Source organism: Natrialba hulunbeirensis JCM 10989, assembly GCF_000337575.1.
In the GTDB taxonomy this organism is placed as follows: domain Archaea; phylum Halobacteriota; class Halobacteria; order Halobacteriales; family Natrialbaceae; genus Natrialba; species Natrialba hulunbeirensis.
On record NZ_AOIM01000041.1, the window covers coordinates 258,887 to 277,172 of the forward strand.

13 protein-coding genes are annotated in these 18,286 nt (G+C 61.8%); 8 read left to right on the forward strand and 5 right to left on the reverse strand.

Features of this window, described 5'->3' with window-relative positions; all coding sequences use genetic code 11:
• Window positions 1-224 precede the first annotated feature (224 nt).
• Window positions 225-1,904 (forward strand): hypothetical protein, encoded by a 1,680-nt coding sequence (locus C483_RS17355; RefSeq protein WP_006654667.1) that lies wholly within the window; start codon window positions 225-227, stop codon window positions 1,902-1,904.
• Window positions 1,905-1,924: 20 nt separating this feature from the next.
• Here the strand turns inward: C483_RS17355 and C483_RS17360 are convergent, their stop codons facing one another.
• Window positions 1,925-3,055 carry a polysaccharide deacetylase family protein gene (locus tag C483_RS17360; RefSeq protein ID WP_006654668.1) on the reverse strand — a complete coding sequence of 377 codons (1,131 nt, stop codon included), beginning with the start codon at window positions 3,053-3,055 and terminating at the stop codon, window positions 1,925-1,927.
• A 354-nt stretch (window positions 3,056-3,409) separates the two neighbouring features.
• Between C483_RS17360 and C483_RS17365 the strand changes: the two genes are divergently transcribed.
• Window positions 3,410-5,050, forward strand: coding sequence for an oligosaccharide flippase family protein (locus C483_RS17365; RefSeq protein WP_049912871.1), 1,641 nt, complete (start codon window positions 3,410-3,412; stop codon window positions 5,048-5,050).
• Window positions 5,051-5,354: 304 nt separating this feature from the next.
• Here C483_RS17365 and C483_RS17370 read toward each other — a convergent pair whose 3' ends face one another.
• Entirely contained in the window at window positions 5,355-6,452 is a 1,098-nt protein-coding gene (locus tag C483_RS17370) for a glycosyltransferase family 2 protein (protein WP_006654670.1), read from the reverse strand.
• 78 nt (window positions 6,453-6,530) lie between these two features.
• Window positions 6,531-7,823: a polysaccharide deacetylase family protein gene (locus C483_RS17375; RefSeq protein WP_006654671.1), complete on the reverse strand. Its 1,293-nt coding sequence runs from the start codon at window positions 7,821-7,823 to the stop codon at window positions 6,531-6,533.
• Between the two features lie 162 nt (window positions 7,824-7,985).
• Here C483_RS17375 and C483_RS17380 point away from each other — a divergent pair, with 162 nt between their 5' ends.
• From C483_RS17380 to C483_RS17390, 3 genes are all read left to right on the forward strand, one after another.
• A complete protein-coding gene (locus C483_RS17380; RefSeq protein WP_006654672.1) occupies window positions 7,986-9,065 on the forward strand; it encodes a glycosyltransferase family 2 protein in 1,080 nt (359 codons plus the stop codon).
• A gap of 105 nt (window positions 9,066-9,170) precedes the next feature.
• The gene (locus C483_RS17385; protein WP_006654673.1) at window positions 9,171-10,409 is read left to right on the forward strand and encodes a sugar-transfer associated ATP-grasp domain-containing protein; all 1,239 of its coding nucleotides are present in this window, start codon (window positions 9,171-9,173) and stop codon (window positions 10,407-10,409) included.
• A 227-nt stretch (window positions 10,410-10,636) separates the two neighbouring features.
• Window positions 10,637-11,878 (forward strand): PKD domain-containing protein, encoded by a 1,242-nt coding sequence (locus C483_RS17390; RefSeq protein ID WP_006654674.1) that lies wholly within the window; start codon window positions 10,637-10,639, stop codon window positions 11,876-11,878.
• 163 nt (window positions 11,879-12,041) lie between these two features.
• Here the strand turns inward: C483_RS17390 and C483_RS17395 are convergent, their stop codons facing one another.
• The gene (locus C483_RS17395; protein WP_006654675.1) at window positions 12,042-13,376 is read right to left on the reverse strand and encodes a polysaccharide deacetylase family protein; all 1,335 of its coding nucleotides are present in this window, start codon (window positions 13,374-13,376) and stop codon (window positions 12,042-12,044) included.
• A 252-nt stretch (window positions 13,377-13,628) separates the two neighbouring features.
• On the opposite strand from C483_RS17395, the gene C483_RS17400 reads away from it, so the two are divergent.
• Both C483_RS17400 and C483_RS17405 read left to right on the forward strand, forming a co-directional pair.
• Window positions 13,629-15,353, forward strand: coding sequence for an asparagine synthase-related protein (locus C483_RS17400; RefSeq protein WP_006654676.1), 1,725 nt, complete (start codon window positions 13,629-13,631; stop codon window positions 15,351-15,353).
• A 139-nt stretch (window positions 15,354-15,492) separates the two neighbouring features.
• The gene (locus tag C483_RS17405) at window positions 15,493-16,137 is read left to right on the forward strand and encodes a hypothetical protein (protein WP_006654677.1); all 645 of its coding nucleotides are present in this window, start codon (window positions 15,493-15,495) and stop codon (window positions 16,135-16,137) included.
• Between the two features lie 28 nt (window positions 16,138-16,165).
• Here the strand turns inward: C483_RS17405 and C483_RS17410 are convergent, their stop codons facing one another.
• Window positions 16,166-16,852, reverse strand: coding sequence for a DUF7344 domain-containing protein (locus C483_RS17410; RefSeq protein WP_006654678.1), 687 nt, complete (start codon window positions 16,850-16,852; stop codon window positions 16,166-16,168).
• Between the two features lie 386 nt (window positions 16,853-17,238).
• Between C483_RS17410 and C483_RS17415 the strand changes: the two genes are divergently transcribed.
• The gene (locus tag C483_RS17415) at window positions 17,239-18,222 is read left to right on the forward strand and encodes a DUF1616 domain-containing protein (RefSeq protein WP_006654679.1); all 984 of its coding nucleotides are present in this window, start codon (window positions 17,239-17,241) and stop codon (window positions 18,220-18,222) included.
• Window positions 18,223-18,286: the final 64 nt, after the last annotated feature.

The window sequence follows — 18,286 nt, forward strand, 5'->3', positions numbered from 1 at the left end:
TAACTACCTGTTAAACAGTATTCGCAAACTGGGGCCGCACCTGCCCTGTGTGGCGTTCTCATGCATGTTTCATCGTATGCAATCGTTGCAGTTCGTACAGCAAGGGAGAATATGATCTCAGCAGACTGTTATATCGAACTTAAAGGCTTGCTATCCGAATCCATAGATACTGGACCTAGAGATTACTCAAAGTAAAGTGACTATCAATGTCGGAACGAAGTGGTATGCGGAACGCGGTACTTGGGGACAGATGCGACGAAACGGACACACCGAACGCTGACACGGATTCTACAACTGGCTCGGCTGCTGGGGATGGGAACCTGAACGGGACCGAAGCCGGAAGTGAGAATCCACCGACTCGATCGCGACGAACCTTCCTCCAGGGCGCATCGATCGCCGGTATTGCAGCACTCGGCCTCGGGGCCGCCGCAACGAGCCCCGCAACGGCTGTCCACGAAAACGGCGAGGACTTCGACAACGTCGTCAACATGGTCGACGCCGGCGCGGACCCGACCGGCCAGGAGTCGATTACGCCGGTACTCGAGAGCGTCCGTGCTGACAACACGATGTTGCTCTTCCCGGAAGGAGAGTACTACATCGACGAGCAGTTCCGGTTCACCGGGTTCGAGAAGTTCGGCATCGTCGGGGACGGTGCCACGCTCATCCCGGCGAACTATCACGACTTCGACGGGCCGCAGTTTCGCCTGTTTCGGCTCGGCGTCTCGTACAACCCGGGTGGCCACCTTCTCTTCGAGGGAATCGACGTCGACCAGACGGCACCCGACACGGGGATTCGAGTCATCGAGGCGACGATCGCAGATCATCTCGAAGTCCGTGACGTGACGGTCCACGGCGAGCACGACAGCGGCACGTGGGGACCAGGTATGTTCGCTATGGCGGACCCGAACGGTGAGGGAATCGTCGAACGGTTCCGTGCACCCGACGGCGGCCTCCACGCGGATCAGACTCCGAACGCGGGCAACATCTGGCGCGGCCCGATCGGTATCGAGGCCAACACCAACATCGGCCACATCGAGTTCAAAGACTGCGAACTCGGCGGCTTCCCGGACAACGGTCTGTACGCGATCAACGAGGAGGGCTCCGTCTACGTCAACGGCGGCGAGTTCCGCAACAGCAACGGCGCGAACGTTCGCGTCGGCGGCCAGGGAAGCATCGTCCGCGGTGCAACCGTCGAGATCGACCGAACACGCTCGTACGACAACAGCCAGCGTGCGGTTCGCCTCGAGAACGGCGACGAACTCCACGTCGACAACGTGGATATCTCGATCACGTCGCCACAGCCGACCAGCCACGCCGTCTCGGTGATGAACACCTGCCACTCCTCGCGCATCGAGAACACCTCGATCGAGATCAGCGGCGATCAGGTGAACCACGGCATCGTCGTCTCGCCGGACGCCGGCTACACGCACGTCTACGGCGGCGAGATCGTCCACGAAGCGGCCGGTGGCTACCCGTTCTGGATCCGCGACAGCGACAAGGACGACCAGGTGCTCGTCGAACTGCTCGACATTTCGGGTGAGGGCGGGGTCACCGGTGCCGGCTTCCGCGACGGCATCCGCTGTGGGCGCAACGGCTGTCGGTTCAGCAACGTCACCGTCGACCAGCCCGGTCGCAACGGTGTCGACCGGAACGGGATCTACCTCGCCGGCGACGACACCACCCTCTATCGCTGTACCTTCCAGGCGAGCCAGTACCCCTACATCGACAACGGGAACGGCAACCACCTCCGGAACTCGACGACCGAATCTCACAATCCGAACCTCGAAGGCGTTCGCCTCTACCCGGGCATCGACAGTCCCGAACTCAGAGTGAACGAGATTGCAAACGGCATCGACGACCTCGGTGCTAGCAACGTCGTCACCTGGCGGAACACGATCGTCTGAAGTCGAGACTCACAATCTTCCTACCGGGCTGCCGCTGCTCGAATCAGCTGCCGGAACGTCACGACCTCGAGGTCGCGCTCGTCGATCCACTCGAGTGTCTCGCGAATTCGATCCGCGGTCACCTCCTCTTTGAACGTGTGGGCACCGATAATGCCGAGCCCCTCGTCTGCGGCGAGCTGGTCGAGTTCCCGCTGGATCTCCTCGCGTGTCGTGAACTCGATGAAGTAGTCGCGGTTCGTGTCGAACGGGTCGAACGCGTCCGGATCGTTGTGCATCGAGCCCGGATTAACGTTCGCGATGCCGTCGTAGTGCTCGCGGGCGTGGTCGACCGCCCAGTCGTCGACGATATCGTAGGGTGCAAGCAGCGTGTCGATCTCGAAGCCGTGCTCCTCGAGTTCCTGCTTGGAACGTCCGAGGAAGTCGTCCATCACGTCCTCGGGATAGCGCTCGACGGCCTCTCCTGCGGCGAACGACTCGCCGAGCGGTTCGTCAAACTCGAGATAGCCGCCAGTGTCGTCAGTATCCGAGTCGACGACGGTTCGGCGAACGCTCGTCTCACTGTCGGTGATCTCGACGTCGTGGCCGTGGTGAAAGCCGTGGTTTCGCTGTTCGGGGTAGACGCGAGTATCGTCCGGACCAGCGTCTTCGACGAGATCGAACGCGCCGAGGGCGGTGTGATCCGTCGTGTGGGACATGATCTCCCAGCCGGCGTCCTCGAGTTCGGCGATCTGTTCGACGGTCATCCAGTCGGTCCCGTTGAAGTCCTCGCGGCCGATCCATTCGGAGACGATACCCGCGCTCGCGGGCGCGTCGAACTCCTGGTGGACGGGGAACGCCTGCTCGTAGTCTTCGATCGGGCCGTCGTCGTAGACGAAGGCGACAGCGCCGCCGTCGATTTCGGGGATGTTGTCAGCCGTCTCGTCGTCCCCGTTGCCTTCTCCATTGCCATCGTCGCCATCAGCCGCTCCACCATCACCGGACGCGTCGCCGTTACCATCGTCAGCGCCATCCGTACTCGAGTCGTTCGATGCTGGCTCGTCGTCCGACGAACGGAGGTCGGTACAGCCGGCAGTTAGGCCCGCGAGGCCGAGGCCGGCGGTGCCGATGAGTCGACGCCGGCTCAGGCGGCGTCCTGTCGGTTCGGTACCCATTGGTGTTGTCACTCGCTTGCCGTCGCCCGTTCATACTTATAAGTCAGTTAACCGGCTGGTCGGTAGTGTAGAACCGTCTGCTGTCGTCGAACGGTCGTACTGTATTCGGCCGCCGTGGGTCCGCTCGTCGCTGGTCTGATACTGATTGGACAGATGCTGTGCGAGCACCACACATAGCAGTGTGATCGGCTGTGGACGTCAGCGGTCGCTCACGCCGTTTAACCTGGGTATAATAAGGCCCCGTCGGCGTCACCGATCGATCACTGTGGCTCCCGATCGTGCGCGATCGATGAATGGGATGGATGGACAGCGGAGCGTTCGGCAGTGGCGATCGGCGGCGTTGGAGGCTGATTTATGAATAGAAGCATTGCAAGCGGTATTTTCTCGGTCGTCAGTACGAAGGTGATCGTGCTTATCGTCACTGCCCTCTCGACGCCGCTGCTGTACCGGTTCCTCGGTGCGTCGGGATTCGGCGACTACTCCTTCCTGATGTCGGTGTTCGCCATCTACATGATCTTCGTGAGTTCCGGCATCACGGACGGCGTCCGGAAGTTTCTCGCGGAGGACCGAAGCGCACCCAACTGGAGCGAGCACGTCGTCGGCTACTATCTTCGGCTCGCGGTGATCCTCGCCATCGCGGGCGCAGTACTGTTGTTCGTAAGCGCCCAGTTCGGACTCGTCAGTTACGCGTTCGGCGACGAACTGGCGATTTACTTCTACGCACTTGCACTACTCGTCATCACCGCGCAGTTCCGCGACTACGCGCGCAAGACGCTCATGGGGTTCGGACTCGAGCGCTACTCCGAGCCGCTGAAAGTGCTCGACAAGGTCGGTTTCGTCGTCGTCGCGATTCCACTCGTCTACGCTGGCGCTGGCGTCCTCGGCGCGCTTGCTGGCCACCTCTTTGCGAGCCTGCTGGTTGCGACGGTGGGACTGCTCATCGTCCACCGTCGGATCTCGCTCTCCTGCGTGTTCAGCACGCCCAACGCCGACTTCCCGCGGAAGAAGATGCTCACGTTCAACTCGATGAGCATCGCGCTCGTCTTCCTGTTGATGTCGCTCTATCACATCGACATCGTGATGCTCCAGCAGTTCCGCGAGAGCGCAGACGTCGGGAACTACCGCGCCGCGCTCACGCTCGCTGAGTTCCTCTGGTTCGTTCCCCTCGCCCTCCAGACGGTATACGTCCACTCGACGTCTGAACTCTGGTCGCAGAACCGCCACCGGAAGATCACCGAACTCGCCTCGCGGACGACCCGCTACACGCTGCTGTTGACGGTGATCATGGCGGTCGGCCTCGCCGCACTCGCCGACATCGCCGTCCCGATCTACTTCGGTGAGGAAGCAGTGCCCGCGATCGAGCCGCTCTTGCTCTTGCTCCCCGGCGCGCTCGGCTTCGCGCTCGCGCGACCGGTGCTCGCCATCTCGCAGGGTAACGGCACGCTCCGGTACCCCGTCGCCGCAACCGGTGTCGCGGCGCTCATCAACGTGATTCTCAACGGACTGTTGATCCCGCGCTATGGAATGCACGGTGCGGCGGTCGCGACGAGCGTCGGCTACGGCTCGATGTTCGTCTTCCACTGCGTGAGCGCGCGCCAGATTGGCTTCGACCCGCTCGCGGACGCTCGACTCGGGCGCGGGTTCCTCGCTGCGTTGCTCTCCGGTGGGCCGATCTTCGCGCTCTCGACGGCGATCTCGCACCCGATTCTTGCGCTCGTGATCGTTCCCCCCATCGGATTCCTGCTGTTCGTCGGCTTCGCGATTCTCGTGGGTGCACTCGATCCGACGGAACCGTTCGAAATTCTCGGCCTCTTCCCCGATCCGATCGGCGCGAAGGCCGACGCGATTCACGACCGACTCGAGCGCTCGGCTGCCGGACACGGTGCCAGCTCACGGGGCTGGCTCCAGCGACTGCTGTTCGTCGTCGGCCTCTCGCTGCTCGCCTCAGGACTCGCGCTTAGCTTCCTCGGCCCAGCAGTCGACACACTGTTCTGAGTGTTCGTTTGAGTCAGGAGGGACTCGAGTACCCGGCTGTCTTTCTCCCGAGAGTTGTACTGAGTAACTGCCGATAGTGTGATGCGGTGTTCGCTTCTGCTTCCGCTTCTTCGTCCTCCTGCTCGTCGCTCGTTGAACCTCGTTCGCCAGATACTGGTCTCGGACGCCGTCTCAGAGGGAGGACTCGTCTCGAGGAGAGAGTTCCGCTAGTCAACAGACGTCGCTACCAACGAGCTACCAGTGAGAGGAGAACAGGACGACGAGGAGAACGAAAGGCAAGGGCCCAGAGCTTCAACAGACCGTCTCAGTACACCTGTGCCTCGAGCTGCTCGCTCTGGGCCATGTCGAACACCATCGCGAACAGCAGGAGCGACACGCCAAGCGCGAAGACCAGCACGCTCGCGACACCCTCCAGGAACGGCACCGATAGCTGCGAGAGCGCAATGAACAGCGTCCAGAGTCCAGCGAAGACGCCGACGCTGGCGGTCGCCGCCCCAAAGAGATAGAAGAACGCGAGCGGATGGAAGTCAAGTGCGAGGTACTTCGTCTTGAGTCGCCAGAAGAAGTTTCGCAGGAGCATCGTCGAGACCTTCGGAATGTACTCCGAGTAGGTGATACTCGACTCCTCGTCGCCGTAGACCGCCGGCATCGCCACGTCCGCGACGGCCATATCCTCGACGTTTAACTTCACCAGCAGGTCGTTGCAGTAGCCGTAGTACTCGTAGAGCTCCTCGAGTGCAACCGACTCGAGTGCCTCCTGCGAGATGGCGGTGTAGCCGTTCTGGGGGTCCATCGTCTTCCAGTAGCCCGAGGCGACCTTGGTCAGGAACGTCAGGATGGTGTTGCCGACGAACCGAAAGCGCGGCATTGCCTCGCGGTACTCCGCCGAGAGGAGGCGGTTCCCCTTCGTGTAGTCGGCCGTACCCTCGACGATTGGGTCGAGAAGGCGCGGCATCTGCGAGAGGTCCATCTGGCCGTCCGCGTCGACGGTGACGGTCGCGTCGACACCATCCTCGCGGGCGGCGAGGTAGCCGGTCTTGATCGCGCCGCCGGCACCCAGGTTCTCGCGGTGCTGAATCGGCACGACGCGGCCGATCGGATCGTGGACCCGTGCGCGAGTCGCCAGCGCCGAGGTGCCGCCGTCAGTCGCGACGCCAGCGTAGCCATCCTCGCTGCGGGCGTAGCGTTGACCGGTGGCTCGTTCGTGCCCACTCGAGTCCGTTCGTACGTCTCGGTCCGCCGCTGCAGCCTCGCGAATCTCGGTCCAGGTGTCGTCGGTCGACTGATCGTCGATGACGTACAGTCGGTCGACGTACGCCGGCATGTCGGCGATGACGTCGCCGACGAACCCTTCCTCGTTGTACGCCGGGATCACGACGCCGACGCTACAATCTCGGTACATAATGTGTGCTGTGTTGTCGTCAGTTCGTGGCGGTGTGGTCGTTCATTGTGCGTGTTCACGGTCAACTATGGCCTGGCGTCACGGCTCGTACTCGACCAGATCTGCCGTCGTTACGACATCGACGTCCGCGTCGTCGATGTACGACAGCAGGTCCTCGAACGCGAGTTCGCTCATGCTGTTCGGGCCAATTTCCTCGAAGTGAAGCACAGCGAGTTCGCCGTGGGCCGCGGCGTGGTCGACGTAGGTTTTGGTGTCCTCGCCGGCGTTCCCGGAGAAGAATCCGAGGTTGTACGGATCCGAAATCGGGAGCCCGTTCGTTCCGCCGCCGTAGCGGAACGCGCGGTCGTGATACTCCTCGACGAGGTCGCGTGTCGTCGGCCCCATCACGTTTCGCGGGGTGAGGAACGTCGCCGTCCCCTCCTCGAAGCCGCGGTTCTCGAGCCAGGCGTTGGTCTGTCGAAGCAGTCCCTCCTGCTCGGTGTCGGAGTAGTCGGTGATGTTCTGTGCGCCCGTTCGCGGGCGAGCGGCCACGTCCCAGCCGGCCTCGACGAGGTCGTCGAGCTGGGTGAGCGAAAGGCGGCCGTCGTTGCCGACCGTCTCGGGAATCACCGCTTCGACACCCGCAAAGTCGTACTCGGAGAGTGCCTCGAGTGCGACCTCATGGTGGCTCTCGAGTGTCCCGTCGAACAGGAGCATGACCTTCCCCCTGTCTGGCCGGGATGCGACACGGAGGTCGTCGATTGCACAGTCGATCGGGCCGTCGGTCGCGCCGCGCCGGCGCACCGTGAGTCGGATCTCACGGACGTTCGAGAGATCCGGCTCGCCGTCGACACCTGTGGTTCCGAAGTCGACGCGCGTCCAGCGATCCGTCGGCCCGATCAGGGTCCGACGCAGCGTGACCGAACGACTCGAGTTCGGTGCGAACAACTCGAGGGTGAGCACGAGCTGCTCCTGGTCGGCAAAGCGGACTGCCAGCGAGAGCGTCGAATCGGTCAGATCCTCGCCGCCGGAGCGCGTCGTGTAGATGCCTGCGTACTCGGTGCCCTCCGCTGCCGTAAGCGAGGCGGACTGTGGCCCGCTATAGGGGTCGTCCTCGTCGGCGTCGAGGTCGCCGGCGTCGAGCATCGTCACCCAGCCGTCGAGGTCGTCGAAGGAGACGAGCGTCTCTCCCGGTAGCTCGTCGGCGCTGTGGTAGTGGAACTCCCGTGTGTCGTCCGGCTCATCCTCGGAGCCGTTGTCGTCGTGGTCACCGGTACCCTCACCGTCACCGCCGTCGCCCCAGCCGTCGATGGTGGAGAGACAGCCAGCGACGCCGAGCGTGCCGACGGCTGCAGTCGCCGCCACGAACGATCGTCGGTTGCTGTCCGTCATTGGCTCGAGGCAGGACCGTTCGGGTCTTTCTTATACACCTCTTAGTGGCCCCAGCACCGACGCCAGTTCGACTGGGTCCAACAGCCATACCGCCGCGAATCAAGCCGTACACGGCGGTTAGTAGCTCGATAATAATGGGCCGCGGCCACCGAAACGCAACCAATGTCACAGCCGCGCGTCAGCGTCATTATTCCGACGTACAACAGAGCCGAGAGCCTGCCGCGAGCCATCGACAGCGCCCTCGAGCAGACCCTTCCAGCGTCAGATATCGAGGTCGTCGTCGTCGACGACGGCTCCACCGACGACACTGCTTCGGTGCTCGCAGACTACGACGACCCCCGCGTTCGTCCCGTCGTCCACGCGACCAACCAGGGCGCGAACGTCGCCCGCAACACCGGCATCGATCACGCCCGCGGTGAGTACGTCGCTTTCCTCGACTCCGACGACGAGTGGCACCCCGACAAACTCGCGCGCCAACTCGAGACACTTGCCAACCGCGGCGACGACTGGATCGGCGTCTACTGTGATACTGCACTCGAGTTATCCGAGACGAGCGACCGGGCGCGCGGGCTCGTGGCGTCGCTGCTCGCTCGCTCGGATTCGGAGCCAGTGCGGGAGGGCAACGACGAACTGATCGGCGAGATTCTCGCGGACAACGTCCAGCCTGGCGCGGGCTCGACGTTAGTCGTCGAAACCGAGGTCGCGCGGGCGGTCGACGGCTTCGACGAGGACCTGGATCGGTTTCAGGATCCGGAGTTCTGCCTGCGCGTGCTCGGCGAGGGTAAACTGGCGTACGTCGACGAGGAACTTGTCGTTCGCGAGGAGACGGGCCACCCGCCGGCAGACGTGATCCGCGAGGCGGACGAGCAGTACCTCTCGCGGTACGAGGACGAGGTCGAGTGCTTCGAGGCGGCAGGGTGCGAGATTCGCTCGAGTCACGAGCTCGTGCTCGCAAAGCGCTACCTCGCAGAGGGGCGCTTCTTGCGGGGCGCGTGGCACCTCCGCGGGGCGGCGACGTCGCCGCGGCGCTGTCCCGGCCTCTGCTGGGCTGCGGGAACGGGTGTGCGTCGCCGCCCGAAGACCGTTCTCGCGGGGACCGCCGTTGTCGCGCTGGTCGCCATTACGATGATTGCGGCGGTCGCGCGTATCTCGGTGGCGGACCAGATCGGTCCCGATATCGACGACCTCTCGGCAGCGGACACGCCAGTTACGATCAATCCTGAGGACGAGCCGGAAGAGTGAATTCCGGTCAGTACAACGGAGTCCCAGTCTGTGCAACCGACTCTCGGTCGGTGAAACGGTCTTTCCGATTCGGTAACTAATACGGTCGGCCTGACAGCGCTGGACATGAACGTCCGCAGGCTGTACCACACGGCCAGAGGAATACAGGGACTTGCCGGAACCGAGTACGACAGCGATGTCAGCCCGTCGCTTCGTCGCCGCCTGTGGCTCTGGCGACGCGGGTTCCTGAGCCGGTCGGATGCGATCTACGACATCGATAACCACCGCGTGCAGGACTATATCACCGACTATCAGCGCTACGTGCGAACGAAACGTATCAACGGCACCTGGTCCGTCGCGCTGTCGAACAAACTCCTCTTTCACCGGGTGATGCAGCCGTTCGACGACGAGCGCATGACCGTGTACGGAATGGTGAACAACGGCTCGTTCCACGCCACCGACACTGACGGCGCTCGTCTCAGTACCGACGGCGGTGTTCAGTCTCCCAGTTCGGTAGACTCCCCGCACACGAACAACGCGCATACGGACACCCCGCATGCGGACACCCCGCACACCAACAACGCCGCCCAGCGCGTCGTCGAGCAACTCGAGTGCGACGGGAAACTGGTCCTCAAGTGGGTTCGTGGGGGCGGCGGAAACAACGTCTACCTCTGCTCGCAGACCGAGGACGGCTATCGGGTCAACGGCGAGCACTACGCGGACGCCGAGTTCCGCTCACTGGTCTCGAATCTGTCCGAATACCTCGTCTGCGAGCACGTCGAGCAGGGTCCGTTCCCCGCCGACCTGTATCCGAAGACGCCGAACACGCTTCGGCTCATCACGATGTACGACGAGGAGAGCCACGAGCCGTTCATCGCCGCGGGGATCCACCGGATCGGAACGACCGATTCGGAGCCACTCGACAACTTCACACAGGGTGGTCTCTCCGCCGAAATCGACCTCGACACTGGGGAGCTGGGGCCCGGTGCGCGTCCACCGAACGCCGAGTCCGGAGCCGATGTTGACTCCAGTTCCGGCTCCGTCTCCGGCTCCGTCTCCGGCTCCGGCTCTGGTTCCGGACAAGGCGCCGTCTCCTGGCACACGACACACCCCGATACCGGCGCACAGATCGAAGGAAAACACATCCCCAACTGGGAGGGGATTCGCTCGCGGGTACTCGAGATGGCCTCGTCCGCGTCGTTCCTGCCGTACATCGGCTGGGACGTGATCGTCACGGACGACGACGGGTCGTTCTCGGTGATCGAGGCGAACAGCTATCCGGGGCTGAAATCGATTCAGGTGCACGGGCCGCTGTTGACGGACAACAGGGTGCGACGGTTCTACGAGCGCCACGGCGTCTGTTAAGTAGACCCAGTTGCTCCGGTGGCAGTCGAGTTAGCCGTTTGCAAGAGAGACAGTCGCATCACCAAGAGCGGAGAGAATAGTTAGGCTCACGACCATTGCCGTCTTGCAACGGCACGAACCGCTTCCGGCCGGCGATTTCACCGAACCGTTTTCGAGTACAAAACCGCCGCTGTAACGGTCTTACGCGCGCTATAGTAAACAAATCCGGGCAGAGAGTGAAAACTGGAATGCAGCGGGATTCACTCTCACGACGATCAGTACTGTCTCTCGCCGGTCTCTCGCTGGCGAGTGCGGGTGTCGCGACCGGTGCACAGACGAGCTATAGTCCTCAATCCGCCCCAGGGGCGACAGACGACGAGCACGTGGCGCGCGAGTCGTTCCAGATTATGGAGGGAACGGACAAGGAAACGACAGTCTACGTGACCGAGTCCGAAACTGACGGGCCAACAGTGTTCGTCATCGGCGGCGTTCACGGCAACGAGACGGCCGGCTACGTCGCCGCCGAGGAGATTGCCGAGTGGACGATCGACGCCGGGACGCTCGTCACACTGCCGCGAGCGGACGTCGTCGCTATCGACCGCGGAACACGGGTCGACGACGATGGTATCGACCTCAACCGGCAGTTCCCCGAGGGGAGCGAGCCCCAGACCGAGCTCGCAGAGGCGATCTGGGATCTCGTCGTCGATCTCGATCCGGCCGTCGTCGTCGATCTCCACGAGTCACGCGGAATCTATGCCGGTGACCCCGTCGACGGCGTCGGGCAGGCAATCTTCCACGCCAATCGCGACGAAGACCGAACGACTGCGGACAGCGCAGTCGAGTACGCCAACGACAACTACATCGACATCTCCGAACGCGCCTTCCAGACGGGACACTTCTCTAGTCCGGATTCGGAGCCAACAGGCCTGCTCGTCCACAAAGCCGCGCGGGAACTCGGCTCCGAAGCCTATCTCGTTGAGACACTCTCGACCGAGAACGAACTCGAGAAGCGGGTCACCTGGCACTCGGCCGTCGTCGAGCGACTGGTCGAGGACGAACTGTTCCCCGACGAGGAGCCGACCAACGGTCACGAGCCGGAAGAACCGATCGAGGACGAACCAGACGAGCCAGCGGACCCGCCTGCAGACGACGACAACGGCGGTGACGACGGTGACGATAGCGAAACGGATGACGACATTCCGGACGACCACACCGAACCGGTCGCCGAGATCCGCTCCGACCCAAGTAGCGCGATCGAGACGACACTCGAGCCGGAGCAGACGATCACCCTCGATGCAACCTGTTCGGAGGCACCGGATGGCGAACTCGTCAGCTACGAGTGGAGCATCCAGAACGACGGCACGTTCAACGAGTCCGGGAAGACAGTCGACGTAACCGTCAGTGCGAGCGGCGACCACCGCGTGTTGCTGCGAGTGACTGACGATGCTGGTGCGAGCGAGACGACCGAAGTGACGCTGACGGCAGCCTAACGCGATTGGTGCAACTCGACAGCCAATCCGGATCCCCCATCGATTTTTTAGTATCACATTCGAGATCGCGCGTGGGAGAGCCACCGCTATCTCACAATGACGGTGCTATCCGATGGCTCAACACCCACTCCAAGAAACGAGACGCGTACGGCCAGAAACGGCGTTAGAACGGGTCCGTTCGAAGCTCCCACAGGTCGTCGAAGTCGATAACCTCGACGTCGGCCTGATCGATGTGCTCGAGTAGCTCCTCGTAGTCGTCCTCGTTCATCGTGTTATCCTGGTCGAAGGCGTGGAAGTTCAGGATAGTACACTGGTTGTGCGCCTCGGCGAGGTCGACACAGCGCTTCGAGATGTCGAGGTCGTGGCCGATGGTGCGGGGTAGCGCCAGCGGGTCGAAGCCGTAGACGTTGGTCAGGTTGACGTTCCCGGACTGGTTGAAACCACCGCAGTAGTGGTAGTCCGTGAAGTACTCGAGGCTCGTCTTGTCGTAGCTGTTGTGTGGGTAGACGATGTAGTTCGCGCCCTCGAAGCCGTTCTGGATAAACCAGTGTTTGTCGCCGCGGATGCGCGTCTCGATCTCGTCTTCGTCCTCGTACTCGTGGATCGGATTGTGCGTCCCGTGGACGACGATCTGGTCGCCTTCCTCCTGCCGTTCTTGCAGCTCCGACACCGACATGATCTCGTCGCGACCCTCCTCGGTCCACTGCGGCACAGGGGCCTGAATCGTCGTGAAGTCGAACTCGTCGTGCATCGGCGAGGCCGTCTCGTAGTAGTCGCGGAAGCCGTCGTCCCAGACCAGCATCACGTACCCCTGCTCGGGCCGGTCGTGAGTGCGGATGTCGTCGATCCAGACCTCCGCTTCGTCCATCGAGTGCAACACCTGGAACTCGAGTCGGTCGATCTCGTCCATCGCTGGCTCGATCTCGCTCTCCTCGAAGACGCCCGGACTCGAGCGGAACCAGCCAACGTCGGGTGCCCGATAGGTAATTTCTCGCAGCGAGTAGTATCGATCGCTGCCGAAGTTGTCGACGACGCGCAGGTTGACCGTGATGTTCTGTGGCGTGGTCGTCCGAATCGCGAACGAGAAGTCCTTGTCGGTGAGGTCCTCGTCCGGAACGTCGATCTCCGCGACGATCGTTTCGTCCTCCTCACCGGTCAGGCGCAGACTCTGTGACCCGTCGAAAACGACATCCTCGTCGACCTCTCCCTCGCCCTGCGTGACCTCCCAGGCGTCGCTGTCCTCGAAGTCGTACAGCGAGTCGCCGGGGTGGCCGTACTCCTCACGGCTGTTGTACGCAGTTTCGAGTTCCGGGACGCCGTTCGCGAGCGCAGACACGTCCGTCTCGTCAGCACCGGTCGACTCGTTCCCCGGCGTCTCACCGTTGCCATCGTCGCCGCGCAGGTCGTTCAGGCGGTCGGTACAGCCCGCGAGTCCAGCGGCCGCAGCAACGCTCGAGCCGGCGAGCAGCCGTCGTCGTGTCATTCGGTTGTCTGCCATGGTACCTCGTCCGTACCGCCAGTGAGCCCATTATTATGGATCCGATAGCCGCTCACGAGGGGGTCTCGTCGACTCGCTGAATCCGTCGAATATCGCCGTCTCGAGACTTAACAACGGCATAGTTAATGGCCACACGGCCGCAGACGTGAGACAACACTTGCGGGAGGCACTCGAGTAGCCGAGTCCCACGCCTGTTCCTCGAGCTAGTGTCTGCCCGCGTCTTCGCGACGAAAATTCCAACGATTACCAACGATGAACAAGGAACTGTTCGGTGTATTCGGCGACAGCGAGACGTTCGAGCGGTTTCGATCACCTGACGAGTTCGACGAGTTCCTCCGTGGCTCGTCGCTCACCGTCGGCATCAGAGATCCCGGTCTCGAGTACGACGGCTGGAGCGCGACGCACGCCGACGAGAGTGGCTGCTGTGTGATCTGGGGTGAGGCGTACGTCCCCGGCGACGAGCAAAACACCGCACGCTGGCTCCTCGAGCGCTACGACGCCGAGGGGCTCGATGCACTCCACTCGCTCAACGGCTCGTATCTCGCCGTTCTCGACGTTCGCGGCGAGGAACCGTTCGTCGCAGCAGACCCCGTTCGGTCGCGCGAGTGTTTCTACACTGCAGTACACGACGCCCGTTCGGACTGTGATGGCTGGGTGTTCGGCACCGACGCTGCCGCTGTCGGCCGGACCGTTTCAGATCCAACGGCTGACACCGACGGGATACTCGAGTTCCTCCACACTGGACTTTCGCTCGGCGAGAAAACCTGGGTAGACGAAGTGTCGCGACTCCCGCTCGACAGCCGGCTCACGCCCGACGGCGTCGACGCGCTGTCGCGGTTCGTCTACCGACCGGCGGATCTCGACGAGTTCGACTACGTCGAGGAACTCGCCTCGCGGCTCGACCGGGCAATACGCCGCCGCTCGTCGAATCCCGGACCGAAAGGAGTCTTGCTCTCTGCGGGGTACGATTCACGGATCGTTCTCTCGCAGGTCGACGGAATCGATCACTGTTACACCGTCGGCTCCCCCACCGCACAGGAGGTCCAGGGTGCGAAACAGGTCGCAACCCAGTACGGCGCGACCCACACCGCGTTCACACCGGACGACCGGTATCTGTACGCCGACGACTCCAAAGTACAGTACACAAACGGGATCAAGGAGTCCTTGCACATCCACCACGCGGGCTACACCGACGAACTCGCAGCCGAGGTCGAAACGATGTATCACGGCCTCCTCTGTGACACCTTCTTCCGCGGGCACTTCACCGCCCAGGACGGCGTCGACGTCCTCGGCGCGCGCGTCCCGTTCAACCGTCTCGACCCGGACCCCGACCCCGTCGAGTCGCTCCTTGGAAAGTACGGCTACAGACGCGACGCAAGCGTCGACCTCGCCGAGCGGATCGATCTCGACCACGACCCCGAAGCGTTTGTCAGGGAAGCTATCGCCGCCGAGTTCGCCACCAACCGCTCACGAGCGAACTCTATCCAGAACGCACTCACCTGCTGTGGCATCGCCAACCAGCCCTCTGTCCCGTTTCACAACCACCTCGCAGACCAGTTTTTTACCCCGTTTCTCGCGACGGATATCGAGCTACTCGAGTGGCATCTGCGGACGCCGCCGGAGCATCGCACGACCGAGACGTTCCTGCGGGCGTGTGAGCGACTCGACGACGAGATCCTTCGTCACCGGCCGCCGGATCGGCCTCACGGGACGATGCTCCTGAACGAAGTCGAGGGGTTCGTCCGGCGCAAGACGCCGTTGCTTACGTCGTTCGAGCCACCGTGGCCGGACCGTCGAGAACTGTTCGACCGCTACGAACTGGATCAGCGACTTCTCGAGTCGACACCGCATCTACATTCGCTGCCACCGAGACACAAACTTCGAGTGAACGATCTGCGGACGTGGCTCGACTCCTGGAACGCAGGAAGTGACACGGTACTGCCATGGTTGCAGCAATCGCCACGGATTATGTCATAGTATAGCACCGCCTTCGCGATTGTTCTCCGAGCCATACTGCGGTCAATATTTCCGGAACCCGCCGCTAACGACCGGATAGACCGTTTATCGTATTTGAATCGTGAGAATACTTATATACCACGACGAGTTAGGCTGGAATATGCGTCTGACGCCGTCTTGGATTCGCTCTTCATCGGCCGATACCCCAGAAGAGCAATCAGTAGATGGCGACGCCTCACTCGACGTCCCGATCTACCATTCGGCGGACGGAATACAGTCGCCAGGAGAGCCAGAGAGTGAAACAAATGCCATCCGTGACGACCGACCTGCCGACGCATTTCTGCCCGATTCGGACGCGACGCTGTGTGCGATACTCGAAGATCTGTCGACACCCGTGACTGTCGATGAACTGGTCGATGCGTTGATTTCGAGGGCAGACCCCCCGGAGCCAGGAGGGCCAGCATCGGATACAGCGTCGTCGACACCGCCTCCTGCAACCGACGATGCCACAGTCCCCGTCAAAACATGGGCTACGATCCACGAAGAACTCCATCAGGACCGACTTCCCCGCCTCGACGAAGAGGGGGTACTCGAGTTCGAACCGACGTGTGGCACTGTCGACTGTAGTGAATCGGGATCAATGAGTCGGCTGCTCCGCTCTCCTGCGGTTGCCGGGATGGTTTCGATCGGACTCCTCTTTGTACTGGCCGTGCTGGTGACGGCGTCGATGTATACGGCAGTAACAGTGACAGTTGCGGCGACGACGTTTGCGGTCTGGTTTCTTCCGGCCTACGGAGTTATATAAGCCCGTTTTCGGGGAGTAGTGAGTCGGGTCAATTGATGAATCGGCTGGCGGTGACCAGCGTGAACAGGAACAGAATCAGTGCGCTCAGTCCGATTCCCGAGAGAATCGAGAGCACTGGGAGTTCGAAGACGGCACCCAGCAGCGCGACGTAACAGACTGCGGTCGCACCGATGTAGTAGTCGTCACCGATCGAGATCGCGGAGTCGTTCTCGTCCGTGGCGTTCTTTGCGGTTGTATCTGCGTTTCCGTTTGTGTTTGTGTTCGTGTTCGTGTTTATGCTCGTGTTCATGTGCCCGTTCTGCTCGGTGACCTGCAGGTACTGGTCGACTTCGTCTGCGAGTGGCTTGCGCTCGACGATGCCACGGTTTTGCTGATAGTCGATGACGCCGGCTTCGTCGAGCTTCGAGAGGTGTGACTGGTATAGCGGGATGTAGACGCGCTGGCGCTGTGTCGAGGTCAGTTCGGCGACAGTAGTGTCGTGTTCCCAGGCTGCGACCTGCTCTGCGACATCACGCATGCGGACGGGTTCGTTGGTTCCGCGGAGATAACGGAGTACAAGCCGTCTGCGCTCGTTTTGCAGTAGGTGGAATATTTCGTCTTCAGTGAACGTCTCGTCGTCATCCGCCGACTCCTCACCGCTCTCACGTTCCTCAGCCTCGTCTGCGGACTGTTCCTCCAGTTCCGGTGCGTCCGAGCTGATATGTTTCGCTTTCATCGAGCCAGTCTTCCCTAATCAGGAGTGGGTAATAAAGTGTAGAAACCGACCAGTTCAATTGATTCGGTTTCACGACGTTTCATCAGCCGGATTTCTGTTTCACGATATTTTATATTGGCCTATTACTGCCCCAAACACACGATATCGGGACGTTCAATATATCCATATGGATTTTATTACACAGTCGTATGGGGAGATAATTCTAGAAATTAAACCCGAATTTTCGATAGTTCTGCTGTATAGGAGTATCACGTGTGAGCGATCTATCCCTCCCCGATAACAGTGTCGGGATTGTGGTATATCGGGTGCTACGAGTGGGGTGTATTTCCCCCTGATTCGGGCTTACCAGGGTGATAATAAACCCCTCTGAGAGCCATGTTGTCGGTATGAGCGACACCGATTGGTGGTTTCTCGATCTGGCGGTCGTCATCGCAACGACAGGGGCGCTTTCGATCGGTCTCTTCACCGCGATTTCGGGCCCTCTCCGCATCGCACTCGCCCTCCCACTCGTCTTGTTTCTGCCGGGGTATGCACTGGTATCTGCCCTGTTTCCCGACAAAGCAGACGAGACGTACCAGGACTTCGACGAGGAGAAAACCGGCCTCGGAAATCCCCTGCTGTTGACCCGGGGACTCGAGCCGATCGAGCGCGGTATCCTGTCAATCGTGTTTAGCGTAGCCATCGTTCCGGCGATCACCCTTTTCGCGAGCGCAACCCCTAGGGGTGTGACGCTCGATCCGGTGCTCCTCGGTGTCGCCCTGACAACAATTAGTCTCTCGCTGCTCGCAATTGGTACTCGGTATCGATGCCCACCCGAACAGCGGTTCGCTCCGACTCGGACCGAACTCTCGGTATTTTTCCCACGGTTCCGGCCGACCACCTACTCCGAGACGAATCCCCGACCGTACAACATCGCCATCGTCCTCGCACTCGGTGTCTTGCTGTTGAGTGCTGGATTCGCCGTCGCCAACCCACCGCAGCACGAGGGCTACACTGAGTTTGCAGTCGAGACGACCGAGGTTGACGGCGACATCGAAACGATGTACGACGCGACGTACACTGCCGGCGACCCGGCCGACCTGACCGCCTCGATCACGAACCAGGAACACAGCGAGCAGACGTACACAACCGTCGCACTGCTCGAACGTGTCGACGAGTCGGGCGAACCCACTGGCGAGACAGAGCAACTCGCGAGCACGTCCACCACGGTTGCCGATGGCGACACGGCAGAACCGACACTCGAGTTCACCCCGTCGATGCAGGGTGACGATTTGCAGGTGACGCTGTTACTCTACCAGGGTGACGCGCCGGCAGAGCCGGATGCGGAGTCGGCGTATCGAGTGATCGAGTTGCCGGTTGTCGTCGAGTGAGCGGGACGGTTGCATTCGGTACTGCTGTAGAGAGACAGACAGTATTTTCACGGCCTGTCAGTTC